The sequence below is a fragment of the Kitasatospora sp. NPDC085464 genome (genome assembly GCF_044541955.1).
In the GTDB taxonomy this organism is placed as follows: domain Bacteria; phylum Actinomycetota; class Actinomycetes; order Streptomycetales; family Streptomycetaceae; genus Kitasatospora.
The window spans coordinates 1-25,792 of sequence record NZ_JBITTM010000087.1 but is presented as its reverse complement, the minus strand read 5'-3'; the positions used below and the strand labels follow the sequence as shown (position 1 = coordinate 25,792).

Sequence of the window (25,792 nt, the reverse complement as noted above, 5' to 3'; positions counted from 1 at the left end):
GGGGGCCCCCCCCGCGCCCCCCCCCCCGCCCCCCGCGCCCCCGGGGGCGGCGGGGGGGGCCGATGGGGCGGCCTCCCCCCCCCCCCCCGCCCCCCCGGGGGGGGCCCCGGCCCCCCCCGCGGGCCCCCGGCCGCCCCTCCTCTCCCGTCCCGTTCCGTCCCCTCCACCACGCCCTCCCCCTCCCGCCCCCAGAAGGGAACCTCCACATGGCGCTGTCCCTCATCGGCAGCAAGATGGCCACGCTCTCGGGCCTCCGCAGCATCATGGAGGACATCGCCGTCAGCACGGCCTCGGGCCCGGCCGACTGGCTGAACCTCGGCATCGGCAACCCGGCCTCGATCCCGGACGCGATCGCCGAGTGGCGGAGCCTGACCGAGGAGGCACTGACCGAGGACTTCGCCTCGGCCAGCTGCCAGTACGGACCGTCCCGGGGTTCGGCCGCCCTGGTGGACGCGATCACCGACTACTTCAACACCCGGTACGGCTGGTCCCTCACCCCGCGCAACGTCGCCGTCGGCCCCGGCAGCCAGATGCTCTGCTTCACCGCCGCCGCGCTGTTCGCCGGCCCCGGCCCGGCCGGCACCGGCGGGACGAAGGTCGTCCTGCCGATGTCCCCGGACTACACCGGCTACCAGGGCCTCTGCCTCCACCCGGGCGGCGTGGTCGGCGTCCCCGCCACGCCCGTCCCCGAAGGCTCCCACCGCTTCCGCTACGCCTTCGACTTCGAGGCGCTGGAGGCGCAGCCCGACACCGGGATGCTGCTGCTGTCCAGCCCCGGCAACCCGACCGGCCGCGCGGTCGACGCCGCCGAACTCGACGCCCTCGTCGACCTCGCGCGCCGACGGGACGTCCCGCTCCTGCTCGACCACGCCTACGGCGAGCCGTTCCCCCGGATCGCGCCGACCCTGACGCCCCCGCCCTTCGACGACCACGTGATCAACTGCTTCACCCTCTCCAAGGCGGGCCTGCCCGGCGAGCGCATCGCCTTCGCCATCGGCGCCGAGCGCTGGATCACCCCGATGGTCTCCTTCCTGGCCAACTCGGCCCTGCACGCCCCCCAGTTGCAGCAGTCGGTGGTGGCCCGCGCGCTGGCCTCGGGCCGCCTGGACCGCCTGATCTCCCACACCGTCTCACCCTTCTACCAGGAGCGCCGCCGCCTGGCCGAGAAGCTCTTCGAGGAGGTCATGCCGGAGTCCGTGCCCTGGCGCCTGCACGCCGGCGACGGCGGGATGTTCTGCTGGTTCTGGATCGACGACGACCGCTTCGACGACATGGCCCTCTACGAACGCCTCAAGCAGGACAAGGTCTTCATCGTCCCCGGCCGCCACTTCTTCCCCGACGGCCCCGCCGACCCGCACCGCACCCGCTGCTTCCGCGTCAGCCTCAGCCCCGCCCAGGACACTCTCACCGAGGGCATCACCCGCATCGCCAAGGCCATCCGAGCCCTTTGCCCCTGACCCACCCGGGCCGTGGGCGGTGTCGAGCACCCGCCCCACCGCCGCCACCGCCTCCACCGGCGCTGCCGTGGAGCGGGGCGGCGGGCACCCCCGGCTCGCCAGGGCCTCGCACCGGGGCCGGCCCCGGCCGTGCCACGCACCCACGGCCCGTGCCGTTCGGTGCCGACCGGCGCCGAACGGCCAGGAGCACGGTCCTGGCCGGCTGCGACCCCCGGAGCCTGCTCCCGGGCACGTTTCGTCCCGGGTGCGGACGAACTCCCCCTCCCCCGAATGGTCCTCTTGACCAAGGCCGGGAATCACCGGCGCCATTCATCGGAGGGGTCCTTTCGTGTACGAGCACGCACCGCACAGCCGCTTCCCGCTCTCCCGCCGGGGCAGCCGACACCGGGCGGTGGCGGTCCTGACCGCCGTGGCCGCCGGGGTCATGACGGCCGGGGCTCTGGCACCGACCGCGGCGTTCGCGGGCGGCAGGCCGGACACCGTCCAGTCGGGCCTGAACGCCCTGGTGAAGGACGACGGCATGCCCGCCGCGCTGGCCTCCGTCAAGGGCCGCGACGGACGCACCCGCACCTACACCGCCGGCGTCGGCGACCTCGCCACCGGGGCCAAGGTCCCCGCGGACGGGCAGATACGCGCCGGCAGCAACACCAAGACCTTCACCGCCGTCGTCGTCCTCCAGCTCGTCGCCGAAGGAAAGGTGGCCCTCGACGCGCCCGTCGACACCTACCTCCCCGGCCTGCTGCGCGGCGACGGCATCGACGGACGCAACATCACCGTCCGTCAACTGCTCCAGCACACCAGCGGCCTGCCCGAATACGTGAACAAGGACGCGATCCTCACCAGTCCGAAGCGGTACTACGAACCGCGTGAACTGCTCGACGCGGCCCTCGCCCAGAAGGCCCACTTCGCCCCGGGCACGCGCTGGGAGTACTGCAACACCAACTACCTGATGGCGGGCCTGATCATCCAGAAGGTCACCGGGCGGCCGCTCGGCGAGGAGGTCAACCGGCGCATCGTCGACCGCATCGGCCTGCGCCACACCTACTTCCCCGTCCCGGGGGACATGAGCATCCACGAGGCCCACCCCAAGGGCTACAACCAGGACGCCGACGGCTCGCTGCGCGACTACACCGAACTGGACCCGTCCTGGGGCTGGGCGGCCGGCGCCGTCGTCTCCACCAACACCGACCTCGACTCGTTCTTCGCCGCACTCCTCGGCGGACGGCTCCTGCCCGCGGCGCAGCTCGCCGAGATGCGCACCACCGTCCCCGCCGACGAGGTGGGTCCGGGCACCCGCTACGGGCTGGGCCTGATGAGCCGGCCGCTGTCGTGCGGTGGCCTGTACTGGGGCCACGGCGGGACCATCCCGGGCTACGAGACCGCCGGGGGCGCCACCGATGACGGCCGCGCCGTCAGCATCGCGGTGACCACCATCCCGGGTGAAGCGCCCAAGCAGCACGTGGCGGCCATGGTGGACTCCGCCCTGTGCCGCTGACCCTCCCCGATCCGGCCTGAGCGTCCGCACCGGTACGACCCGCGGGTTCTGCACGCACCTGCGCGCAGAACCCGCTCGTCCCACCGATTCCCCCCTCCAGCAAAGGAGTCACTCCGTGAACGAGTACGTACAGCACAACCGGGCCGACCGACGCCGCCGCGGCCGGCGCGGGTTGGCGGCGGCCGTGGCCGCCGTAGCCGCCGGCGTCGTGACGGCCACGGCCCTGGCACCGACCGCGGCGTTCGCGGGCGGCAGGCCGGACACCGTCCAGTCGGGCCTGAACGCCCTGGTGAAGGACGACGGCATGCCCGCCGCACTGGCCTCCGTCAAGGGCCGCGACGGACGCACCCGCACCTACACCGCCGGCGTCGGCGACCTCACCACCGGGGCCAAGGTCCCCACGGACGGGCAGATACGCGCCGGCAGCAACACCAAGACCTTCACCGCCGTCGTCGTCCTCCAGCTCGTCGCCGAAGGAAAGGTGGGCCTGGACTCCCCCGTCGACACCTACCTCCCCGGCCTGCTCCGCGGCGACGGCATCGACGGACGCAACATCACGGTCCGTCAACTGCTCCAGCACACCAGCGGCCTGCCCGAGTACATGGACGCCCCCGCGCTCTCGGACTTCGCAGCGATCCAGTACCGCTACTTCGAGCCCCGCGACCTCCTCGACGGCGCCCTCGCCCAGAAGGCCAGGTTCCCCGCGGGCACCAGCTGGGAGTACAGCAACACCAACTACATCGTCGCCGGGCTCCTCATCCAGAAGGTCACCGGACGGCCCGTCGGCGAGGAGATCACCAAGCGCGTCATCGACCGCATCGGCCTGCGCCACACCTACTTCCCCGTCCCCGGGGACACCGGCATCCACGAGGCCCACCCTCAGGGCTACTACCGCAGCTCGCCGGACGCGCCCCCGATCGACTACACCGGGATGGACTCCTCGATGGCCTGGGCGACGGGGGCGATCGTCTCCACCAACACCGATCTCATCTCGTTCTTCACCGCGCTCCTCGGCGGCCGGCTCCTGCCCGCGGCACAGCTCGCCGAGATGCGCACCACCGTCCCCGCCGAACTCCTGGGCCCGGGGGTCCGCTACGGGCTGGGCCTGCAGAGCAGGCCGCTCTCCTGCGGCGGCCTCTCCTGGGGCCACGGCGGGACCTCCCCCGGCTACCGCTCCCGCAACGGCGTCACCGACGACGGCCGCGCCGCCGCCATCACGGTCACCACCATCCCCGACGCGGTCGGCGCGCAGCACATGGCCGACACCCTGGACGCAGCCCTCTGCCGCTGACTCCCCTCACCCCCGCCGCACCCGGCCCTCCGAAGCACATCGCGCCGATCGCCTTCCCCGACGACCCCGCCTCCGAGCGGCTCGGCCCCTCCGGCGGGCAGCCGGGTAGAAGACCACCCTCCGGTGCCGGAGCGGGCGTCCAACAGCCATCGGACAGACCTGGCGAGGAGGTGGTCACAGGTGTCCTCCAGCGGGATCCGGGCCCCGGTGAACAGGTAGAGGAGGCCGTCCAGTCGGGCATCGACGGCACCAGAACCCGCGCCCCACCGGCAACCGCCCGCATACCAGCGGCCCGCGAGGAAGAACCATCAGCACCCTGGCCGACGATTCCCGGTGACCACCATGCGACCAGCAGCCGACAGGGCGAACGAAGGAGCCGCACTCGGTTTCCCAAGTACCGTCTCTCACAACCGATTTCAAAGTCGGGACGACACGATTTGAACCTGCGCCCCCTTGACCCCCAGCTCCCAGTCGTAGCCGCGCACCCGGTCCGGCGAACGCCAGGTCCGCGTTCATGCCGGGGTGGTGGGCCGGTCCGCGCCTGGCCCAGTCGCTGGCCTCGGCCGGGCGCCATTCGGATGGCGACGGGCGACACCAGGGCGCTGGACGGCCGTCGCACTCGGGTGTGCGGATGTCAGCGCTGCCCGTTAACCTGCCGGGTATGCCACACCGCGCCATCCCGCGCCACTCGGGCGGCCTTCTCGCCCTGGCCGCCGCGGACGCCTTGTGGGTCAAGTTGACGGCCGGCAGTGCTGTGCCGACGGCTTCCGGGGCGTTCAGCCGCTCCCCTGCTGATCCTGGGGCCGGGTACGTACTGCTCGGCGAACGCGCGGTGACGACGGTGAGGGGACCGGGCGGCCGGTGGAGCGTTGACGAGACCGACGTACGGCGGGCGGCAACGGAGCTGAACGCGGTCGAGGTGGACCTGGATGACCTGGTCCGCGTCGGTCCTTTCCGTGGCTCCCTGAGTTCGGAGCGCAACGACCCACCCACACTGCGGTGGCGTCAGCGCATCGCCCGGGAGCAAACCGGCGCACAAAGCCCTGGCAACCACCGGCCCGCACCACGGCACGACAACGGCCAGGTGCACCATCTGTGCGGGATCGACTGGCGCCGGACCTTCGTGGAGCGCACCCGCGACCGGACGGCGCGAACATGGTGGCTGCCACGGGCCGTGGTCAGGGTGCTGGACGCGGCCGAGCACGCCGAAACCCAGTGGCTCCGAGCCGCACGGACCTGCCGGGAATGCGCGGCCGTCACCGACCGGCCCTTCGACCAGTGGCGCGTCCACACCGCCGACGGCCCGCGGACCATCTGCCCCGGCTGCCGTACCACCGGGCTGCGCCCGTACAACGGAGAGCTGGAAGGCCACCTGTACGCGGCGCTCAGCAGGAAGCACGGCTTCTCCCGCAAGGTCGCCGCGTGGGGATGCGCCGTCTGCCGGACAGCACCCGCTGCCGTGCTCGACCACTGCCACGAACACGGCTACGTCCGCGCCCCCGTCTGCCAGTCCTGCAACACGCAGGAACGACCCGACCACCTGTACAGCAACGACGTGCGCGTCGGCGACCGCTACACCCGCCTCTTCCACACCCACGCCGACACCTGGCTCCGCCACTGGCACCGCTGCCCCGGCTGCCGCGCCCGCACCACACTGCCACTGCCACACCTGGCCGCATGGACCGCCCACACGGCCGGCCAGTCGCTGCGCCCGACCCACCGCGCCCCGGGCAGCTCTCGCGGACGCAAACCCTGCGGTGCGCTACGCGCGTCCTGGACGGGCAGCCAGAACGCGCCCGGCTCCTGCCTGATCACCGTCGCCGTCGACTTCTGCCCCTCCGGCGAACACCGCGTCCTGGCACAGGTCCCCTACCGCGAAGCCGCCGAACGGTTCCGTACCTGGCTGGCCGTCACCGCCCCTGCCGTGGCTGCCGCGGCTGGACCCGGCCGCCTGGACGGCATCCCCGCCCAACAGTTCCGGCCCGTGATCGCCGACACCAGCAGCGAGGGCCTGATGATGTTCTGAGCCAAGGGCGGCATGCGCATCGGACGGTGACGGGGGTCGCCGGTGGCGCCGCGCGGCGCGCATGGACTGGAACGGCACCTGGGGCGCGGTCCGGATCGGGCACGGCGCGGTCCGCGCGGGACGGCCGGGTCGTGCTGGTCGACCGCGAACGCCGAGATGCAGGTCGGCGAAGCCAACGGCCACGACGCGCCTCGTAACGACGCTCCCAGTCACACGGGGTGGTAGAGATCACCGCCGCGGAGTCCGGTATCCTACCCGGGCTGGAGTCCGGTCAACCGAGTTTCTCGCTCCCGCCCGCGCAGGCAGCCGGATCTGCGAGACTGGAGCGCGTGTCCAGCGCTCCACACCCCCAGCCGTTCGCCTACCTCCAGGCTCCGAACGCGGTCCTTTACGGCCAGGTCCTGGCGGTCTTCGCCCAGGCGCGGGAGCGATTCATCGTCCATCTGCGGCCGGAGGACGTCGCCGCCGAGCTGCGCCGGGACACGGCGGAGGACTTGGCTTCGGCGATCGTGCCGATCGAGGCGGTCGGCGGCGCGCTGGAGCAGCTGGTCGGCTGGGGGAATCTCCGCGCGGACGCCGACACCGGCCGGGTGACGTCGGTCGAGGACTTCCACCGGGCCCGCTACCTCTACCAGTTGACCCACCACGGCCAGGCGGCCCTGCGCGCGCTCGCCGTGTACGAGCATGCGCTGGGCCAGCGCGGCCAGTTGCAGTCGGTCGCGCTGGCTGACATCGCCGAGCAGTTGGGGTCGCTGCTCGTCCTGGCGAAGCACCCCGATCCCGATCCGGGGAAGGCACATCTACTGCTGCTCCAGATCGCCGAGCGGTTCAGCAGTCTCGCGGACAACGCCCAGGCATTCATGGCCTCACTGCGTCGCACCATCGACTTCCAGGACGGCGACGAGGCGGCGTTCATCGCGTACAAGGACCGCCTGGTCGAGTACATCGAGCGCTTCATCGCCGATCTGGCGAACCGCGGCGCGCAGATCGCGAACCTGCTCGACCGGCTGAACGCCGCCGGTGTGGAGCGGCTGCTGCTGGCCTCCGCGCAGCGCGAAGCCGGCGATGCCCTGCCGGATGCCGTACGGGGGGCGGACCAGGACGGTCATCAGACGGAGCAGGCCCGCGCGGCGGCGGCGAACGCCGCGCTGACGGCCTGGGAGAACCGCTGGCGGGGCCTCACCGACTGGTTCCTCAGCCGCTCCGGCCGGCAGCCCTCCCAGGCGAAGCTGCTGCGCGGAGCGGCGGTCAGCGCGATCACCGCGCTCGTCAACACGGTGGCCGCGCTGAACGAACGGCGCGGTGGCCGCTCGGACCGGTCGGCCGATTTCCGGGCGCTGGCCCGGTTCTTCGCGCAGGCCCCGGACGACGCCACCGCGCACCGGCTCTGGCGGGCTGCCTTCGCCCTCACCCCGGCCCGGCACCTGACGGTGGACACCGCCACCGAGACCGCCTGGCAGGAGGCCGATCTTCCGGCCGGCACACCCTGGGCGCAGGCCCCGCCGCTGGAGATCAGCCCCCGGCTGCGCGAGACCGGTTCGTACGAACGGCGCGGCATGCCCAACCGGGTCGCCGACCGTGCGGCGGCGCGGCAGGTGCTGGCCGAGCAGGTCGAGCTGGAGACCGCCCAGACCGCCGCCGCCCGGGCCCGGCTGGCCACCGACGGCCCGGTCCTGCTCTCCGAGCTGGCCGGCCCGGACGGGCTCGACCCGCACGCCTTCCGGCTGTTCCTCGCGGTCCTCGGTGACGCGCTCTCGGCCCGGATGCCGGGCGAGAGCGAGTCCTCGGCGATCACGGGCGACGGCACGATGGAGGTCCGGCTGAAGCTGGTGGACCCGGATACGGTGGTGCGGATCCCGACGGCTGACGGCGTGCTGCACGGGCCCGAGCACGTCATCGAGATCATCGACCTCGCGCCCGCCGGGAGTGCGGCATGACCGGCCACGACGACCTCCGGGCCGAGCGCCGGCGGGCCGCCCGCGCGCTGCTGGCGTCACCGCTGATGACCAGTGGCGACGACGCCTTCCGGCTGGTGCGCAAGCACGCGGGCGAACTGGCGGCCTGGTTCACCCAGGAGACCGGCTGGCGGCTGGTGGTCGACACCGAGACCGCGCGGCTGTACAAGACGCCGGCCCGTCTGGACGACGCAACCCGGCCCGCCCGCGCCCCGCGCACCAAGGTGCCGTTCACCCGCCGCCGGTACGTGGTGCTCTGCCTGGCGCTGGCGACGCTGGAGCGGGCGGACGCGCAGATCACCCTCGGCCGGCTGGCCGACGGCGTGCTGACGGCGGCGGCCGACCCCGTGCTGGCGGCCGCCGGGATCGAGTTCCGGATGGACCGCCGGGAGGAGCGCTCCGACCTGGTGGCCGCCGTCCGGCTGCTGCTGGAGTGGGGAGTGCTGCACCGGGTGGCCGGTGACGAGGAGGCGTACCTGTCGGAGGCATCCAACGACGTGCTCTATGACGTCCGCCGCCGTGTCCTGGCCACGCTGCTCGCCGCGACCCGGGGCCCGTCCACCGTCGAGGCCGCCGACCCGGGCCACCGTCTCACCGCGCTCACCGCCGAGGTCGCGCCGGACACCGATGAGCTGCGGCTGCGCGCACTGCGCCACCGGCTGACCCGCAGACTGCTGGACGACCCGGTGGTGTACTACGCCGAGCTGCCCGAGGACGAGCACGCCTACCTGGTCTCCCAGCGCCACGCGATCACCCGCCGGATCACCGAACTCACCGGCCTGGTAGCCGAGTCGCGCACCGAGGGGATCGCCATGGCGGACCCGGAGGACGAGCTCACCGACGTCCGGATGCCCGAGCAGGGCACCGACGGCCATGCCACCCTGCTGGTGGCCGCCCACCTCGCGACCGCCGACGGCCCCCGCACCGAGTCGCAACTGGTCGAGCTGGTGCGGCGACTGGCCGTCCAGCACCGCTCGTACTGGCGGAAGACCGCCGCCGAGCCCGCGGCCGCCGCCGAGCTGCTCGCCCAGGCGCTGGACCGGCTGACCGCCCTCGACCTCGTCACCCGGGACGGCGAACGAGTCACCGCAAAGCCAGCACTGGTCCGCTACGCCTTGGCCGCCCCGACCATCCGAAAGGCCCGCCCCCGCTCATGACCCTGCCGCAGCCCACCAAGAACCGCTGGCAGCCGCTGCGCGCGGGGCTCGTCGACATCTTCTACTACGACGCCGAGGAGTTCCGCTTCCACGACGGGCGACTGCTGCTGCGCGGCAACAACGGCACCGGAAAGTCCAAGGTGCTCGCCCTCACGCTGCCCTTCCTCCTCGACGGTGAACTCGCCGCCCACCGCGTCGAGCCGGACGGCGACCGCGCCAAGCGCATGGAGTGGAACCTGCTGCTCGGCGGCAAGCACCCGAACGACGAACGCACCGGCTACACCTGGCTGGAGTTCGGCCGGATCGGCGAGGACGGCCGACCGCGGTACCGGACCATCGGCTGCGGCCTGAAGGCGGTCAAGGGCCGCGGCATCGCCAAGCACTGGTTCTTCACCACCACCCTGCGCGTCGGCCCCGAGCTGCCGCTGCTGTCCGCCACTCGCGTCCCGTACACCCGGGAGCGGCTGCGCGACGCGCTCCAGGGCCACGGCCTGGTGCACGACACCGCCGCCGAGTACCGCCGCGCCGTGGACGAGCAGCTCTTCGGCCTCGGCCAGGGCCGCTACGAGGCCCTGGTCAACCTGCTGATCCAGCTGCGCCAGCCGCAGCTGTCGAAGAAGCCGGACGAGAAGCTGCTGTCGAAGGCCCTCACCGAGGCCCTGCCGCCACTCGATCCGGCCCTGGTCGGCGAGGTCGCCGAGGCGTTCCGCGGCCTGGACGACGAGCGGCACGCGCTGGAGGCGCTCGCCGAGGCGTCCGGCGCCGCCGCCGACTTCCTCACCCACTACCGCCGATACGCGCAGATCGCCGCCAAGCGGCAGGCCGGCGTGCTCCGCGTCGCGCACAGCCGGTACGAGCACCTCGGCCGCGATCTCGGCGAGGCCGAAGCCGAACACGCCACCGCGGAAGAACAGTTGACGCAGACGGAAGCGCGCCTGGCAGAGCTGGAGACCAGCGCCGCGACCCTGGCCGCCACCCGCGACGCCCTGAACCGCAGTCCGGAGATGGACGCGGCCCGCGAGCTGGAACAGGCCGGCAAGGCCGCCGAGGCGCTCCGCGCCGCCGCCGACGACCGCGCCGCCGCCTGCCGCACCGCCCGCCGCCAGGCCGACGACTGGCAGCGCCGCGCCGCCGGAGCGCACGCCCAGCACGACCTCGACCAGGCCGCCCTCGCCGAGGCCGGCTCCGCCGCCCGCCGCGCCGCCGAAGCGGCAGGCATCGACCACCCGGCCGTGGCCGAGGCCCTGGAACGGGACCGCGAGCCCTTCTCGGACACCCGCCGGGCCGGCGAACGGGCCGTCGAACGCCGTCGCCAGGCCGTCACGGGCCTCACCGCGCTGCTCGCCGCGGCCGAGCGGGCCCACGGGCAGGCCCGCGCCGCGCAGGCCGAAGCCGCCCGCCGCGCCGCCGACCTGGAGGCCGCCCGGGAACGCTCCGCCGGGGCGGCGCAGACGATCACCGAGCGGGGCACGGACCTCGTCACGGCCTGGCGCACCTGGGCCGCCGGTACGGTCGAGTTGCACCTGCCCGAACCCGACCACGTCCTCGCGGCCCTCGAAACCTGGACGGACACCCTTTCCGGCCCCAATCCGGCCGCCGAGGCCGCCGCCCAGGCCCACCGCACCGCTGCGGGCGCCCTCACCCGCCGGGAGGCGGAGCTCGACGCCGCGCACGCCGCCGCCCGGCACCGACTCGCCGCCGTGGACGAGGAGATCGCCCGCCTGGAGTCCGGCGGCCACGACGCCCCTCCGCCGGCGCGCACCCGCGACCCGCAGGCCCGCGCGGACCGCCCCGGAGCGCCGCTGTGGCGGGTGGTCGACTTCGCCGATGGCGTGCCGGCCGAGCAGCGGGCCGGGATCGAGGCCGCGCTGGAGGCCGCGGGGCTGCTCGACGCTTGGCTCACCCCGGACGGCAGCCTGCTCGACGCGGCCGACGCCGTCCTGCTGTCCGGCCCGGCCGCCCCCGGTGTCGGCCTCTCCTCCGTCCTGCGTCCGGCCGTCGACCGGGCCGACCCACTGGCCGCCGCCCTCGCCGACACCGCCGTCCGTGCCGCCCTGGGGGCGATCGGCCTCGGCGCGACCGGCCTTGACGCGGAGGGCGATCACCACACCTGGGTGGCCGCCGACGGCCGCTACCGGATCGGCGCGCTCGTCGGCCGCTGGACCAAGCCCACCGCCCATTACATCGGCGAGGGCGCCCGGGAGGCCGCCCGCCGCGCCCGGCTCGCAGAACTCGCCGCGCAGCGGGACGAGTTCACCGATCACCTCACCGAGTTGGACCGGCAACGCGATTCCGTCCGGGCCCGCGCCGCCACGCTGGCAGGCGAGCAGCAGAGCGAACCCACCGACCACGCGCTGCGCGAAGCACATGCCCGCCACAGCCACGAGGCCGAGGCGGTACGCCGCCTGACGGAACGCCTCGGCGAGGCGACCCAGGACGCCACCGCCCGGCAGGAGGACGCGGTCCGCGCCAACCAGGAGGCCGGCGACTACGCCCAGGGCACCGACCTGCCCGCCGACCGCGAGCAGCTCGACCTCGTGCGCGACGCCGTCTCCGGCTACGCCGCCGCCCTCGCCGCGCTGCTCCCGGCCGCCTCCGCCCGGGCACGGTCCGCCGTCCTCGCCGCCGAGGCGGAAGCGGAAGCCGAGGCCGCCGCCGGCGCACTCGCCGAGGCCGAGGACGCCGAGACCGGCGCCCGCCGGACGGCCGATGCGGCCACCGAGCGCCACCGTGTCCTGGCCGAGACCGTCGGCGCGAGCGTCGAGGAACTGTTCCGCCGGCTGGCCGAGACCGATGCCGCGATCGCAGCACGGGACGCCGAGGAGAAGACCACCCGGCGCACCCGCGACGCCGCCATGACCGCCCGTGCCCGGGCGGAGGGCCGGCGCAGCGAGATCCGCGCCCGGATCGAGGAGGCGACCGCCGAACGCGACCGCGCCGTGACCGCCCTGCGCTCCTTCACCGCCACCGGCCTGCTCGCCGCCGCACTGCCGGAGACCGCCGTCCCGGCACTCGACGAACCCTGGCTGCCCACTCCGGCCGTGGCACTGGCCCGAGCCGTCAACCAGGAGCTCGAAGGCACGGACGACTCCGACCGCCGCTGGGAGCTGGTCCAGCAGAGGATCTCCACCGAGCACAAGGTGCTCACCGACGCACTCGGCCGCCACGGCCACTCGGTCGGCATGACTCTGCACGACGGCATCATGATCGTCGACGTGGTCTTCCAGGGCCGCACCCACGACGTGCCCGCCCTCGCCGACTCGCTGCGCGAGGAGGTCGAGCAGCGCGGCCTGCTGCTCTCCGCCAAGGAACGCGAACTGCTGGAGAACCACCTGGTCGGCGAGGTCGCCGGAGCGCTGCAGGAGCTGATCGCCGGGGCCGAGGAGCAGGTGGCGGCGATGAACCAGGACCTGGCGGCCCGCCCCACCTCGACCGGCATGACCCTGCGCCTGCAGTGGCAGCCCGCCAAGGACGCGCCGGCCGGTCTCGAAGCCGTCCGCGTCCGCCTGCTGCGCCAGTCCTCGGACGCCTGGACGCCGGCCGACCGCGCGCAGGTCGGCGCGTTCCTCCAGGCCCGGATCGCCCAGGACCGCGAGGACCACCCCGCCGACTCCTGGGCCGACCAGCTCACCCGCGCCCTGGACTACCGCGGCTGGCACTCCTTCACCATCCAGCGCCGCCAGGACGGCCAGTGGAAGCCGGCCACCGGTCCCGCGTCCGGCGGAGAACGGGTGCTCGCCGCCTCCGTCCCGCTGTTCGCGGCGGCCTCCTCGCACTACTCTTCCGGCAACCCGCACGCCCCGCGCCTGATCGCGCTCGACGAGGCTTTCGCGGGCGTGGACGATGACTCCCGGGCCAAGTGCCTGGGGCTGCTGGCCTCGTTTGACCTGGACGTGGTGATGACCAGCGAACGGGAGTGGGCCTGCTACCCGACCGTGCCCGGCATCGGCATCGCCCAGCTGAGCCGCCGCGAGGGGATCGACGCCGTCCTCGTCACTCCCTGGCACTGGGACGGCGCCACGCGTACCCGGGAGGAACGGCCGGTGCCGTACATCCCCACCCCGAAGGCCGCCGAAGACCAGGCACAGCCTTCCCTCCTCGACCGCGAGTAGCCGGTGACCGACCTGCCGAGACTGCGCCGCCTGCTCGGCGGCCCCGAGACCGCCTGGCTGCTGGACCGGGCACGCGACCGGCTGGCCACCGGGCGGACCCTGGGCGCCTCCGCCACGCTCAAGGCCGCCACCGCCGAACAGCGCCGAGCGGTCGAGCTGCTGCTCGGCCGCCGCCTGCGCGCCGGCACCTCGCTGACCGTGCCCCTGGCCGAGGTCGACCGGGTGCTGCGCGACTCCCTGGCCTGCCCCGACGGCCTCGCGGCGGCGGTGGTGGCGCTGGCCGGCCCGGTCCCCGACCGGCGGGCCCAGGACGCCCGCCTGGCGGCGGCCTGGCGGCAGGCCTGGGCCGAACTCGACCACCCTGCCATCGACGGGCGGCCCGAACTCGCCTCCTGGCGAGCCAGGGCGGAGGCGACCGGCCTCCTCAAGCGGATTTCCGGAGGCGATCCCGCGGCAGCCCGCCGGCTGGCCGCCGACGCGGCCCAGGCGCTCTCCCGGCTGCCGGCGGACGGCCTCACCCTCCCCGTCTTCTCCGCCCGCACCCTCGGTGACGCCCACGCGCTGGACGAAGGCCGCCCGCTGGCCGCGCTCGTCCACTCCGCCGTCCGGGCACTCGCCGCCGTGCCCGCCGACGCGATGTCCGGCGCCACGAGCCGCCGCGCCGCCTGGGCCGCCGTCGGCGTGGCCCTGGACGAGCTCTCCTCCCGCGTCCTGACCCTCGGCCTGCCCGGTTCGCCCGCCGACACCACGGGCCGCGTCCTCGCCGCCGCCCGTGAAGGCGGCGAGCCCTGCCTGCTGACGCTCCGTCAGCTCGCCAGACGGCCGCCCGCACTCGGTCTCGACGAGCGCACGCGGGTGTACGTCTGCGAGAACCCCGCGGTCCTCGCCGCCGCCGCCGACGACCTGGGAGCGGACTGCCCGCCGCTGATCTGCGTCGAGGGCAACCTCTCCGTCGCCGCGCGCACCCTGCTCACCCGGATCGCCGACCAGAGCTGCCCGATCTCCTACCACGGGGACTTCGACTGGGGCGGCATCCGCATCGCCGCCGACGTCCTGCGCCTGCCCGGCGCGACGCCCTGGCGGTACGACGCCCCCTCCTACCTCGCCGCCGTCGATCGGGGTCTCGGCACCCCGCTCACCACCGGCACCCCGGCCCCCAGCCCCTGGAACCCGGCACTCGCCCCGGCACTCGCCGAGCACTCCATCCGCGTCGAGGAGGAGCAGGTGCTCGACCAGCTGCTCGCCGACCTCCGGCGACATGCCGTGCGGCCTTGAGAGCCTCCCGAACGGCAGCGCGCACACCGGCAGGTTCGTCAACGGCGATGTGTTCCAGTGCACGCCATGCCGTGGGCGAACTCTCACAGATGGTGCCCGCGATGCCGGAGCGGACCGCGTAGCGCGTGTGCCAGGCCGGTTCCTTGCACTTGGCTCGGACGGGGCGGGACCGACGATGGCTCTTGGTGAAGCGGACACACTGCCCTTGCCGAAAACGTCATCCGCTCTGATCAGGCAGCATGTTGGTACTCATGGAGGAGGCCGCCGAGTCGGTCGCGTCGTCGTATGTCGAGGCGGGCGATTTGCCCTGGATCGGTGATCGGTTGGGGGAGTGGGTGGAGTGGGCGGGCGTTGGCGATGCCCTGGTGTGGCCGGTGCCCGTTGTAGAACGTCTCGAACTCGCGCAGGGAGTGCAGGAGATGGCGCTGGTCCCAGATCAATGTCCGGTCCAGTAGTTCTCGCCTGCAGGTTTGTACCCAGCGCTCCATGATGGAGTTCATTCTCGGCATCCGGACGCCGCTGAGTACCACCTCGATGCCCGCGTCCTTGAGTACCTCGTCGAACAGCTGCGGGAACTTCCCGTCCCGGTCCCGGATCAGAAAGCGGGCCCGGCAGCCGGCGTCCTCAAGATCCATGGCGAGATTCCTCGCCGTCTGGGCCACCCAGGCCGCGGTCGGATGCGCGGTCACGCCCAGGCCCCGGATGCGGCGGCCGGCGTGCTCGATCACCGCGAACACGTACAACCGGGCCCCGGACAGGGTGACTGTCTCGAAGAAGTCGCACGCGAGGAGCGCGTCGGCCTGGGACCGCAGAAAGTCCGCCCACGTGGTGGAGGCCCGCTCGGGTGACGGCGGGATCCCGGCCTTCTGGAGGATCTCCCACACCGTGGACGCGGCCACCTTCACGCCGAGGACGAGAAGCTCGCCGTGAAGGCGGCGGTACCCCCACCCCGGATTCTCTGCGGCCAGGCGCAGGACCAGGGCGGGGATGGAGCGTACGGTACGCGGCCGCCCTCCGCGCTTGGGGCGGGATCGGGCAGCGTGACGGCGGGCGACCAGGTCGCGGTGCCAGCGAAGAACGGTGTCCGGCCGTACCAGCAGCCGCATCCGGCGGAGCACCTGCGTCGGCAGGTGGTGGAACAGTGCCGCAAGGAATGCCCGGTCGCTCGCTTCGAACCGGACCCGCTGCCCGCCCAGCTGCCGTTCCAGCACCGCGATCTGATGGCGCAGGGCCAGGATCTCCACATCCTTGTCGCGGTCGCTCATCGGCAGCAGACGCAGCATCGCGAACCCATTGGTCACGCCCAGGTACGCCAGTCTCAGCAGCACGATCCATCAGCCTGGCACGCTCATGCGGGCACCCTTGGCCGTTCGCGAGAATGCGCAGGTCACAGGCCCCGGATGAGGTTTTCGGCAGGAGCAGGCCTGTTCGGTTTCCGCTTCTGACCGCCCGAACACACCTCCCAAGCGGTCGTCGCGAGCGCGGCAAGGGGACCCGAATGCTCTCCACCCGACTATTAACCTGTCCACATTCATTCGAGCGATGATGGAGAGCCGTAGCGGGCAGTATCTGGTCGGTGCCACCCGCCGGCCGACGAACGCCGTAGTCGGTGCCCCGCTCGGCCAGGGCGCCCCTATCCTCAGCCGATGCCGACCCGTCACCGTGACGGGGTTGGTGGTTCGCGCTCGCCAATGAGTTTGCCGACCTCTCGTACGCGATGGTGCTTGCGGGCCTCTCGCACAGGAGCGACGGGTGTTGTCAGTCGAGGCTTCGCCGCCGGGCCGACCGCGCAGACGGATCCGGAGGCTTCTTGGGAGGCCGGTGGCCATGAGCGCGGAACTCGGTCTCGTCGGGGTGCCGCCTGACCCGGACGGCCCTCCAGGCTGTGTCGAAGTCGATCTGTCCGCCGGCCGCCCGTGTGAGGCGCCAGGCGCACCAGCTGGTTCGCGGGGCAAGCACCCAGCGCAGGACGGTGGTTCTCATCCTGCCGGTTCCGACAGGCCAGATCCCTCCGTCGGGTCGGCCGGGCCAGGTGGCTCGAGGAGCGCGTCGAGGCCGTCCGCGAGGTCGCGGTGGCCTGCTTTGCGCATGTAGTCGGAGGTGAAGGCGAGGAGCATGCGCCGCTGGTGCAGCTGCTCGAAGCGGGAGAAGAACGTGCGCAGGATCTCCAGGAACTGAAGGTCGGCCGGACCGGTGGCCGGAGCCCGGGCGGTCGCCAGCAGTTGCGACAGGTTGGTCAGGGCCTTGATGAAGTTGGTCCTGGCGCTCTCGTCGGTCAACTTGAAGTCCTTGAGGTGCTCCGCCCAGGTTCCCGTGCCGGGCATGGTCAGGGCGGCGGCCAGGATCGCCGGATCGGCGAGTGCGTGAGCACGGGCTCTGGCCGCCTGGAGGAAGACGGTGTCCTCCAGTGCCTGGCTGCGGCGGGCGCGCATCAGTACGGCGGTGGCCTCGGTGGCCGTGGGGTCCAGGACCGCGGTGATCTGCGCCTGCAGGATGACGTCAGGGTGCCCGGGCAGCGGGCGGCAACCGGCCAGGTGCTCGGCCAACGCATCCTGGGCGCCTGGCAGGTCGGCCGGGTCCAGCCGGGCGGCGGCATCCACGGCGGCGCGGCGGAGCGTGGTGCGGACCAGCCGCGCGAGGCCCGCCGTGTCGTGGCCCGGCAACTGGTCGGGGAAGGTGGTGGCGGTGATCTCGGCGGTGAAAGCGATGTCCGGGTACTGGGTGGGCAGGACGGCCGGGAATGCGGTCACCGCGCGCCGTAGTTCCCGCCGCTGTGCGCGGGTCGGCTGGTCACTTCTCACGACGGCTCTGGTCGGGCGGCGGGGAAGCGGCGGCTGATCAGGCGCCGACGGAACTCGCGCATGGCCTTCGACTCGGTGTTGACCTCGCGGCCGATGACGACGGCGGCAACCGGGTCTAGGCTGATGCGGCCGCTGACGACCCGCTCGATGAGCTCGAGGACTTGGTCGGCCGGCAGGGGTCCGTCGATGCTGGCCTCGGCCCAAGCAGTGAGGCTGCTCTCGCAGGTGCGTGCGAGTGACGAGTCGGGCAGGGTGGCATTCCAGGCCGCGACGATCTCGTCGGTGACGGACTCGTCATGGCGGGCTGCGGCGAGCAGGAGCTCCGTGGGATTCGGGTCGGTGGTCAGGTCCGCCAAGGCGAGGAACGCGCGCCGGCCGGCGCGCGAGCGGCCGGCCCTGGCGGGGCTGCTGCTGTCCGGCGGTCCGATCCAGTCGTTGACCGCCGCCCAGGTCACAGCGAGCTTGCCGTGCTCGCTCACCAGGGCGCGAATGGCCTGTCCGGCCTCCTCGTTGGCCTGATCCTCCACGTCGCGAGCGAGGACGTGGCGGAGGCGTACCAGGGCCTGGCCAGGAAACTGCTCGGCGAAGGCACCCTGGCACACCAGTGCGGCGACCCTGGCGACCTCTTGGTCCCGGCTCGGTGCCCAATTCTCGCGCAGCTGTTTGCGCACTTCCGCGCCGAGGACAGGGTGCCGGGCGGCGGAGGACAGCATGAGGGCGGCGGCGCTACCACGGCTGAGTGCGGCGGGGGCGCCGCCGCCCCGGGTCGTGGGGCTGGGCAGCACGCTGCTGTCGTTGTACTCGGCCGCCAGCTTCGCCAGCAGGTCGGCGATGGTGCCGAGCCGGTCGGCCCCGATCTCGCCCGTGGCTGTGATCCGTGCGATCCACTGCCTGATGTGGCTCTGGGTGTTGGCGAGTTCGGTCCAGATGTGTTTGAGGACCGCGTAGCCGTAGCCGGGCCGGTGAGTGAAGGTGACCTTGTTGTCGCTGACGTTGGCTCCTGCCTCACGCAGGCGGCTCCCCAGGTCCAGGCCCGACAATGCGTCGCGCACGCTGTTGTTGTCCGAGTCCCCAAGCAGGTCGCGGGCCGCCTGGTGCACCTGAGAGGGACTGGCGCCTTCGAGGAGTACCGCGGCCAGGAGCAGTGCGCGATCTTCCGGGCGTTCGACGGTCCGGCCGAAGAAGCCTGTGATGTAGTCCTTCCAGCCGGTGAACCGTTCGACGGCCGCGGAGATTTTCTCCTCGCTTTCTACCGCGTCGGCGAGCAGCCGGGCGAGTTCGGCAGCGTCGGCCGGATGCATGCCCTTGGTTACGAGATGGGCGAGGTCCTGCTCGTGCTCCTGGGGCTCATGTCCGGGCTGCAACCGCTCGAGGAGTTCCGGGCGGCGGTGGTACAGCCCAAGGTGCGATCTCACCAGGTCCAGAGGGGCCGGCGGCCGTGCCCGCACAAGCACCGCGGATTCAGGGCCCATGGTGGGCCAGCCGTCACGGCCTGCGATCACGACCAGGCAGGAACCGACCTGCGCGAGACGGCGACCGTAGTCGCCCAGCTTCGAGGGCATCTCCTTCGGCCAGTCGGCGATCTCGGCAGAGACGTCCAGCAAGTACCCACAGTTCTCTTCGATCGGGAGCAGGCTGGTGTCCGGCGGATCCCAGTCCGGTGTGATCTGCCACAGCCGCAGCGAGGGTCTTCCTTCGCTGCGGCGCGGCTTCTCCAGCAGGACCAGGGACCGGACGGCGATGGCATAACGCCCGTCGCCGCCGTCTCCGCCAACGACCGCCAGACCGCCTTCGCGCAGGAGCACATCACGGGTCTGCTCTGCGGCGAGCACCTCCGTGCCGTCGCGGCTCGTCCTGACCCATGCCTGCCGCACCGCAGAGATCACCGACGGATCGACGGGGTGAACCGGAAGCAGTTCCTTTTCATGGATGTTGACCACGGCGAGCACGCTGGCCCCGCTGGCGGCCTGGGCCTGGACGATCACCGACCGGTGATTGCCGTCGGCGCGCTGGACTCCGGGCGTGCCAGGGCCCGGCTCCTTCAAGGGCTGTTCCACCGTCACCGCTTAGGCCAAGTTGAGGCAGCGATGGAACCTTGCCCCGTGCTCACGTTGCCGCTTGCCTGGATGACGACGCTGCCGGTGTTGCCGTTCGCGTTCATCACGGAGCCCGTTGTCCTGCCTCCGTCCCCCAGCTCGACGAGCAGCTGCTCCAGTTCCTCAACCGCGTCGGGGTTGCGTTGCAGACAGGCTCCAAGCTGCCAGAAGCACTGTGCCCGGAGCGCATCGTGTGCTCCGTCGCCGTCCGAGCCGTTCTCCGCGGCAGCATCGAGGTCCGCCAGCTGCCGCTCCGCGGCCTCGGGTTCATGGCGCGTCAGGAAGCGAGCGATCCGCTCCTTGACCAGACCCCACCCGGACCGTGCCACCTCCACGGCCAGCGCCTCGGACGCCCGTGTCGCCAGGTCCATCACGTCGATTTCGGCAGCACCCATGTCTCACCTCTCGTCCGACCTCACGCGATGGGCCGCGCCACGAAAGGATGCGAACGGAATGTGACGCCGCACAAGCCGATCGTGCACATCGACCGGATCCCGCCCTCCCGGAGCGCCGACCTGCCGCCGGCGCGTCCCCGCCGTCGTTCGAATCCTGTGCACGGCAGGTATGTCGACGCATACACAGTCTTCGACCACGGGCACGCCCGTGCTGTTCGACTGTCGGAAGCCCGACCACGGCACGAGGCAGCAGCCCCAGAGTGGCGCGAATCCAGCGTCGGGCTGAGAAGACCTGCCCTGCCGCCCGCTCCCCAGATGACAGCGGCTGTCCCACCGACCCCAGACCCTCGATCGCTCTGAATCGCGCAACTCCCGCCAAGGACAAGGTGAGCCGGGCAGGCTGTTGCCCGCTGGCAGGGCAGCCGTGCTGGAAGCCAGCGGGCTTGCGCTGGTCCGGCCATGAGGCCCACTGTCACACCAGTCACAGGAGTGTGACCACCTGTGGACCGACGGCTCGGCCGCCCTTCCGGCCCACAGGTGGCGGTGGCCCCGGTCAGCGGCGGAAGCCACGGTGGGGGTCGCGCGCCTCGACGTTGTCGAACGACTCGAACCATGCTGCCGGGCGCAGGTCTCCGATGCCGAGTCGACGGTTCGCGTCGTCGTCAGGGTCCTCGATCCCGTCGAAGCGGGGGCTGTAGAGCATCAGCACGTCGGCGTCCTGGAAGAACAGGTCCTTGCAGGTGTCGAAGTCGTAGTCGTCGTCGTGGACGGGGAGCTTACGGTGCAGGCTCTCCTCATTGTCCTCGACCTCGTCGAGGTAACTCGGTGCCTCCCGGAGGGCCAGGTGGAGGGCGAGTTCCTCAGCGGTACAGGTCGGTTCGGGCCAGCGGCCGTGTTCGAGGTCGTCGGTCAGGTCGTCCAGGGCCCTGGCCATGCGGCGGCGCCACTGCAGGTCGCAGCCGTGGGTGAGCTTGGGCAACCGGGCGAAGAACTCCCAGTCGCCCTTGTCCTCGACCGTGACGGGCTCGTCCCCAAATGCCTCCGCGTCGTCGTATGCCTGGTCGGCCAGGCCGCACAGCGCGCTGTGCAGGAGGTCAGCGGTACGCGGGGTGAGCCGCCAGGCGCAGTCGTCGCACTCCTCGTCGTCGCAGTCATGCTCGGTCGCCGCGAACAGCGCTGCGAAGTCCGGGACTTCCCCCCATTCTGTGCTGATGGTCCGGCCTTTGGCCTCCTTTGTGGAGAGTCGCCAGCCGGCGCCGAACTCAGCGGTCACGGGCTTGGGGCTCCAGTCGGCGACCTCGTCCCCGTCCTCGGCCCGCAGCCGGTGGCCGGTGCTCTGGTCGGTGACGTTGTCGGCGCCGTCGATCACCTCGTCGCGACTGCTGAGGCACATGACCGCGCCGACTACGTCGTTCGGGTCGTCGTCATCCAGCTCCTCCGCCGGCAACGGCGCCCAGCCTTGCGCCGCAGCCGTCCTCACCAGCAATTCGGGGTCGTAAACGTGGTACTCGCGCAGTGTAACGATCTGCACGACCGGGCCCGCAAGCTCGCGAAGGCGCGCGTCGTACGGCGTTCGGGCTTCCCGTTCCTGGTGCCCACCGTCGTCGGCCTCGTCTCCCGCGCCCTGCGCGGTGTCCTCGGACAGCCCGCGCCAGTCGATGAGCGATCCGGCAACCGCGGGCCAGGTCCGAGCGAGCGCGTGCGTGACGGCCTGCCGGAGGGAGGCGGCCGGAGCGTCCGGAAGCTGCGCGCAGAGTTGCTCCATCGACACCGCCCGCCAGGTCTTTGGGGCGGAGGTGAGCACCTTCCGCAGCAACTGGGCTGCTCGGTGCGCGAGATCGCTGTCGCGGCAGGTCAGTACAGCCTGGAGCGAGGTGGGTCCGGTGGCGTGGCTCGGGCGCGTGAGTAGTTACGGAGGGCCGTTCCGATCAAGTCAGCTTTGGTTCCGCCAGGTTGAGAGGCCGTAGGCAATGGGGCTTCGAACAGGTGTGGTGGCACGGCAAGAGGCCACTGCGGAGCGATCGCAGCGCCATCCACGTCAACCACCCATCGACCACAGAACGTGACCGCTCGGCCAGTGCGTCATGGGCAGGTACACCACTGACCACTCCACGACCAGCCACGAATAGGGTTCGCTGGAGAACGAGCCAACAGGAACCATGAGCGGGCGCCCTCATGCATATGCCGACCAAGCTCGGTCAGCCCCGGACAGCAGCATTGCGCGGCGGGAACGATACATCCTCTGACAACTACGGAGGGCTGCCCATGGACGGCGCAGGAACGCCGATCGAGCGCATGCACAGACTGGATCACCTGAGCCCCTTGGAGGCCGCGAAGGCGTGGGGTGTCCCCAAACCGGCGTTGAAGAACGCGGCGGAGCAGATCCGCCAGATCCGGGCCGGAACAGACCGTTCACTCGCCAGTGACAGGCCACGCTGTCCCGAACCGGTCGCTTCGTTCTACGGCTTCCCCTGCAAGGTCCCGGTCGAGTCCGGGATGGACGTCTGCTACCAGCACCGCCGGGTGAAGGCCAACCCTGGTACGGATGTGACCTCTTACGCTCTGGCCGCCGTGCAGGCCCACGCCAGCTGGGAGGAACTGCGCGAGAGCACTCGGAGCCTGGACAAAGGCGCGCTGCAGAGCGAACGACTGCGTCTCTTCAAGGCGTTCGAAGCCAAGGCTCCGATGACCGAGGAGGACTATCGGCTCGCCTCCCTGCTGCTACCCTCCGACGATCCGGCCACACAAGCCCGCCGCGCCCTGGGCCTGCCCGGGCCCAACGACGGACTCGGCGACGGAGCTCGCCTGCGTGGACTCGGCGTACTACTCGCCGCCGCAGAGGCGGCCGCGCTCAACCTGCCCACCGGGCTGCCCCAGCACACGCCCACAGGTTGCTCGACCGACGACAAGCCCAAGAGCGACGAACCCCTACTGCACTCCGTCACGGAAGCCGCGAAACGCCTCGGCGTCGGCGTCGCCTGGCTGCGTTCGGAATCCGCCGCCGGTCGAGTCCCACACCGGCAGATCGGCAGCCATCGAATGTTCAGCGAGGACGACCTCGCGCAGATCGTGAAGGACGCGTACCGGCCGAGCAACGGAAGAACCCGAGGCCGACGCTGGTGAGATCGAGTATCCCCCACACCTGCTGGGTCATGCGTAGGGGTCGCGCAGTGGCCTGGGCTCGCGAACGCCGCGCGTGATCGCATCCGGGAGGTCCGGGCCGGCGGTGTAGTAGCGGCCCTGGGCCTCGCCCTTGGCGGTGAGCCAGCCGGCGCGGACGAGTTCGCGGATGTCGCGTTGGGCCTGCTGTTCGCTGAGTTCGGCGTCGGCCTGGTAGGTGGCGCGGCGCAGGCGGTTGCCCATGGCCGCGGGGTAGAGGGCGTAGAGCATGCGGTCGGGCCAGCCGTGTTGCTCGACGGCTTCGTCGAGTGCGGTCCAGACCTCGCGGGTGGTGTTCACCTGGCGCTCGACGCTCTGGGCCTGCTGGTGGTGGGCGCGCAGGCAGAACCGGATCCAGGGCAGGGTGTCGCGATCGGGAGTCCAGACCGGGCCGCCGACCTCGGCGAGGATGTCGTAGTAGCGGTAGGTGTTGCGGGCCCGGCCGAGCCATTCCTCGATGCTGGAGAATTCCGGCGCCATGATCCCTTCGCGGGCCAGGACAAGGGTGTGCAGGGCGCGGGACATCCGCCCGTTGCCGTCCGACCACGGGTGGATCGACACCAGATTCAGGTGCGCCATCGATGCGCGCACCAGACCCGGTGCGTCGAGGTCTCCCTCGTTCAGCCACTCGACCAGCTCGCCGGTCAGGCCCGCCAGCTGTTGGGCATCAGGGGCAGTGTAGGCAGCGATGGTCGGATCCTCGGCGGAGGTGACGTAGACCGGCCCGGTACGCCACCAGCCGGGCCGCTTGAGCAGGTGGTGGCCCTGCATCATGAAGTGCAGCGAGTTGATCAGGCCCTTGCTGTAGGCGAAGTCATCGCCCGCTTCGGCGAGGCGCTGGATGTATGTCATCGCCTGCCGATAGCCCTCGATCTCGGCCGTGACGGTGTCGTTCGCATCGATCGGCGCCTCGCCCACCATGATGTCCTCGACGTCCGACACGCTTGCGGCATAGCCCTCGATCGTGTTCGATCCGGCGATCGCCCGCGCCGTGAGGTTGCGCCGCAGCTGCCCTTCCCAGCGACGTGAGGTACGCAGATGGATACGCAACCGGTCCCGCATCTCGTCGATCTCCGCGAGGACGGACTGGTCGATGTCCTGCAGCGACGGCACACCATAGAGCATGAAGTAATGACACCATGACGGCATCAAGCAGTCAAGGAAGTTTGACGCAACCATGGTGCATGAGTACTTCAATAAACCCTTGGGAATCAGCCGCCCCGGATCCGCTCGGCGAGATAACAGCCGCTGGCCCTCCGGCTCCGGCTAGAGCCCGGCGCTCGCAATACCACACTTCACCGCTTACCGGCCGCCGCTTGCTGTCCACCCAGGTCACCCCGGCCCAGACGCACGCCTGGGCCAGCTTCCTGGCAGGGGCCATCCACAATGGGCTCGACCCGACACTGGTCACCCAATGGCTGACCATCCTGGCCGATGCCACCGGTAGCCCTGTCCTCCCGTCCCTGGCCTCCATGCCGCTGGACGACTACGTCACTCTCCGCCTCTCGGCCATCCTGGCCGGCCTGGAAACCACCACACACGTCCCCTACCTCGCCGGTTGGCACTTGCGGATCGAGCCCGAGCTCGGGCGCCTCCCCCTCCGCCTGATCACCACCGCACTCATCACTGCCGCAGTCTTCGGCTGGATCGCCGACGGCTGCAGCCGCTCCACGATCAAGAACACCCTCGCCATGCTTTCTCGCATCTTCGAGGAGGCCATCGTGGATGGCCTCCTCGACCGCAATCCCGCCCACATCACCGGCTGGCAGCACCAGTTCCAGCAGGCCGAGGACGAACTGCGAGACCCCCGCACCCTCGCACTGCGCGACTGGGACGCCCTCACCGAACTCGCCGATGCCCTGGTCGCGGCCTCGTACAACCGCTATCGCGGGTGGGGTGATGTCGTCGTCCACAGCGCCTGCACTGCCACACGGATCGGCGAGGTCTCCGGAGTTCGGGCCCGCGACGTCGACACCGACAAGTGGCTCCTGACCTGCCGCCGACAGACCACCCCCGCACCCGGCGGCCTGGTCGACAAGCACACCAAAGGCCGGATCGCCCGCTTCATCCCGATCATCGAGCCGCTGCGCCCGCTCATCGCCCGCCGGATGCAGGCCACCCGCGGCGACCCCAACGCCCGCCTCTACACCGGCCCGCGCGGCGGCCGCATCAGCACCGCCGTCCTACGCGACGCCACTCACTGGGACGAGGTCACCAGCGACCTTGGCTACGAGCACCTACGACGCCACGATCTGCGCCACACCGGGCTCACTTGGATGGCCGACGCCGGATTCCTTCCGCACATCCTCATGGAAATCGCGGGACACCGGCTCATCACCACCACCCAGCGCTACTTCCACCCTGACGTGCTCCGGATCCTGGAAGCTGGCCAAGCCCTCACTCATCACCTCGAGAAGCTCCAACGCAACGGCCAGATAACCCGCCGCTGGTAACACACCGTGACCATCATCGCCTCGAAATGGCCGCTGCCGAGCCACTTCGAGGCGGCCCGAGTCACTCCACATCAAGCAGTAGGCGCCAGAAAGGCCTTAGAAAAGCCCCGATATGAACCA

16 protein-coding genes are annotated in these 25,792 nt (G+C 71.7%); 10 read left to right on the top strand and 6 right to left on the bottom strand.

The annotated features are described in order from the left end of the window. Positions 1–206 precede the first annotated feature (206 nt). The 8 genes from ACIGG8_RS41540 to ACIGG8_RS41505 all read left to right on the top strand — a co-directional run bounded on the left by ACIGG8_RS41540 (position 207) and on the right by ACIGG8_RS41505 (position 14,768). On the top strand, positions 207–1,457 hold the full coding sequence (locus ACIGG8_RS41540; RefSeq protein WP_396553773.1) for a valine--pyruvate transaminase: 1,251 nt from the start codon (positions 207–209) through the stop codon (positions 1,455–1,457). Positions 1,458–1,785: 328 nt separating this feature from the next. Continuing rightward, positions 1,786–2,952, top strand: a complete 1,167-nt coding sequence (locus ACIGG8_RS41535; protein ID WP_396553772.1) for a serine hydrolase domain-containing protein — start codon at positions 1,786–1,788, stop codon at positions 2,950–2,952. A 115-nt stretch (positions 2,953–3,067) separates the two neighbouring features. Continuing rightward, positions 3,068–4,243 carry a serine hydrolase domain-containing protein gene (locus ACIGG8_RS41530; protein WP_396553771.1) on the top strand — a complete coding sequence of 392 codons (1,176 nt, stop codon included), beginning with the start codon at positions 3,068–3,070 and terminating at the stop codon, positions 4,241–4,243. A gap of 661 nt (positions 4,244–4,904) precedes the next feature. Next, entirely contained in the window at positions 4,905–6,269 is a 1,365-nt protein-coding gene (locus tag ACIGG8_RS41525; RefSeq protein WP_396553770.1) for an endonuclease domain-containing protein, read from the top strand. Positions 6,270–6,598: 329 nt separating this feature from the next. Beyond that, positions 6,599–8,206, top strand: coding sequence for a TIGR02677 family protein (locus ACIGG8_RS41520; RefSeq protein ID WP_396553769.1), 1,608 nt, complete (start codon positions 6,599–6,601; stop codon positions 8,204–8,206). Continuing rightward, positions 8,203–9,381 carry a TIGR02678 family protein gene (locus ACIGG8_RS41515; RefSeq protein ID WP_396553768.1) on the top strand — a complete coding sequence of 393 codons (1,179 nt, stop codon included), beginning with the start codon at positions 8,203–8,205 and terminating at the stop codon, positions 9,379–9,381. The genes ACIGG8_RS41520 and ACIGG8_RS41515 overlap by 4 nt, the downstream gene beginning before the upstream one ends. Next, a complete protein-coding gene (locus ACIGG8_RS41510; protein ID WP_396553767.1) occupies positions 9,378–13,493 on the top strand; it encodes a TIGR02680 family protein in 4,116 nt (1,371 codons plus the stop codon). The genes ACIGG8_RS41515 and ACIGG8_RS41510 overlap by 4 nt, the downstream gene beginning before the upstream one ends. Positions 13,494–13,496: 3 nt before the next feature. Next, a complete protein-coding gene (locus ACIGG8_RS41505) occupies positions 13,497–14,768 on the top strand; it encodes a TIGR02679 family protein (RefSeq protein WP_396553766.1) in 1,272 nt (423 codons plus the stop codon). Positions 14,769–14,998: 230 nt separating this feature from the next. Here ACIGG8_RS41505 and ACIGG8_RS41500 read toward each other — a convergent pair whose 3' ends face one another. From ACIGG8_RS41500 to ACIGG8_RS41480, 5 genes are all read right to left on the bottom strand, one after another. Then, complete coding sequence (locus ACIGG8_RS41500; RefSeq protein WP_396553765.1) at positions 14,999–16,096, bottom strand: integrase core domain-containing protein; 1,098 nt, start codon at positions 16,094–16,096, stop codon at positions 14,999–15,001. Positions 16,097–16,747: 651 nt separating this feature from the next. Next, positions 16,748–17,518: a hypothetical protein gene (locus tag ACIGG8_RS41495; protein WP_396553764.1), complete on the bottom strand. Its 771-nt coding sequence runs from the start codon at positions 17,516–17,518 to the stop codon at positions 16,748–16,750. A 47-nt stretch (positions 17,519–17,565) separates the two neighbouring features. Beyond that, on the bottom strand, positions 17,566–19,626 hold the full coding sequence (locus ACIGG8_RS41490) for a hypothetical protein (protein WP_396553763.1): 2,061 nt from the start codon (positions 19,624–19,626) through the stop codon (positions 17,566–17,568). 2 nt (positions 19,627–19,628) lie between these two features. After that, on the bottom strand, positions 19,629–20,060 hold the full coding sequence (locus ACIGG8_RS41485; protein WP_396553762.1) for a hypothetical protein: 432 nt from the start codon (positions 20,058–20,060) through the stop codon (positions 19,629–19,631). Between the two features lie 553 nt (positions 20,061–20,613). Continuing rightward, the gene (locus ACIGG8_RS41480) at positions 20,614–21,864 is read right to left on the bottom strand and encodes a hypothetical protein (protein WP_396553761.1); all 1,251 of its coding nucleotides are present in this window, start codon (positions 21,862–21,864) and stop codon (positions 20,614–20,616) included. Positions 21,865–22,325: 461 nt separating this feature from the next. On the opposite strand from ACIGG8_RS41480, the gene ACIGG8_RS41475 reads away from it, so the two are divergent. Continuing rightward, positions 22,326–23,183 carry a helix-turn-helix domain-containing protein gene (locus ACIGG8_RS41475; protein WP_396553760.1) on the top strand — a complete coding sequence of 286 codons (858 nt, stop codon included), beginning with the start codon at positions 22,326–22,328 and terminating at the stop codon, positions 23,181–23,183. Positions 23,184–23,210: 27 nt separating this feature from the next. On the opposite strand, the gene ACIGG8_RS41470 is transcribed toward ACIGG8_RS41475, so the two are convergent. After that, a complete protein-coding gene (locus ACIGG8_RS41470; protein WP_396553759.1) occupies positions 23,211–24,344 on the bottom strand; it encodes a Fic family protein in 1,134 nt (377 codons plus the stop codon). A gap of 191 nt (positions 24,345–24,535) precedes the next feature. On the opposite strand from ACIGG8_RS41470, the gene ACIGG8_RS41465 reads away from it, so the two are divergent. Continuing rightward, positions 24,536–25,672 carry a tyrosine-type recombinase/integrase gene (locus tag ACIGG8_RS41465; protein WP_396553758.1) on the top strand — a complete coding sequence of 379 codons (1,137 nt, stop codon included), beginning with the start codon at positions 24,536–24,538 and terminating at the stop codon, positions 25,670–25,672. The last annotated feature ends 120 nt before the right edge of the window (positions 25,673–25,792 follow it).

What these genes read in the sequence shown, in the direction of transcription:
- ACIGG8_RS41540 (WP_396553773.1), top strand. Translation starts at nt 207, where the DNA reads ATGGCGCTGTCCCTCATCGGCAGCAAGATGGCCACGCTCTCGGGCCTC.
- ACIGG8_RS41525 (WP_396553770.1), top strand. Translation starts at nt 4,905, where the DNA reads ATGCCACACCGCGCCATCCCGCGCCACTCGGGCGGCCTTCTCGCCCTG.
- ACIGG8_RS41515 (WP_396553768.1), top strand. Translation starts at nt 8,203, where the DNA reads ATGACCGGCCACGACGACCTCCGGGCCGAGCGCCGGCGGGCCGCCCGC.
- ACIGG8_RS41510 (WP_396553767.1), top strand. Translation starts at nt 9,378, where the DNA reads ATGACCCTGCCGCAGCCCACCAAGAACCGCTGGCAGCCGCTGCGCGCG.
- ACIGG8_RS41485 (WP_396553762.1), bottom strand. Translation starts at nt 20,060, where the DNA reads ATGGGTGCTGCCGAAATCGACGTGATGGACCTGGCGACACGGGCGTCC.
- ACIGG8_RS41475 (WP_396553760.1), top strand. Translation starts at nt 22,326, where the DNA reads ATGGACGGCGCAGGAACGCCGATCGAGCGCATGCACAGACTGGATCAC.
- ACIGG8_RS41470 (WP_396553759.1), bottom strand. Translation starts at nt 24,344, where the DNA reads ATGCTCTATGGTGTGCCGTCGCTGCAGGACATCGACCAGTCCGTCCTC.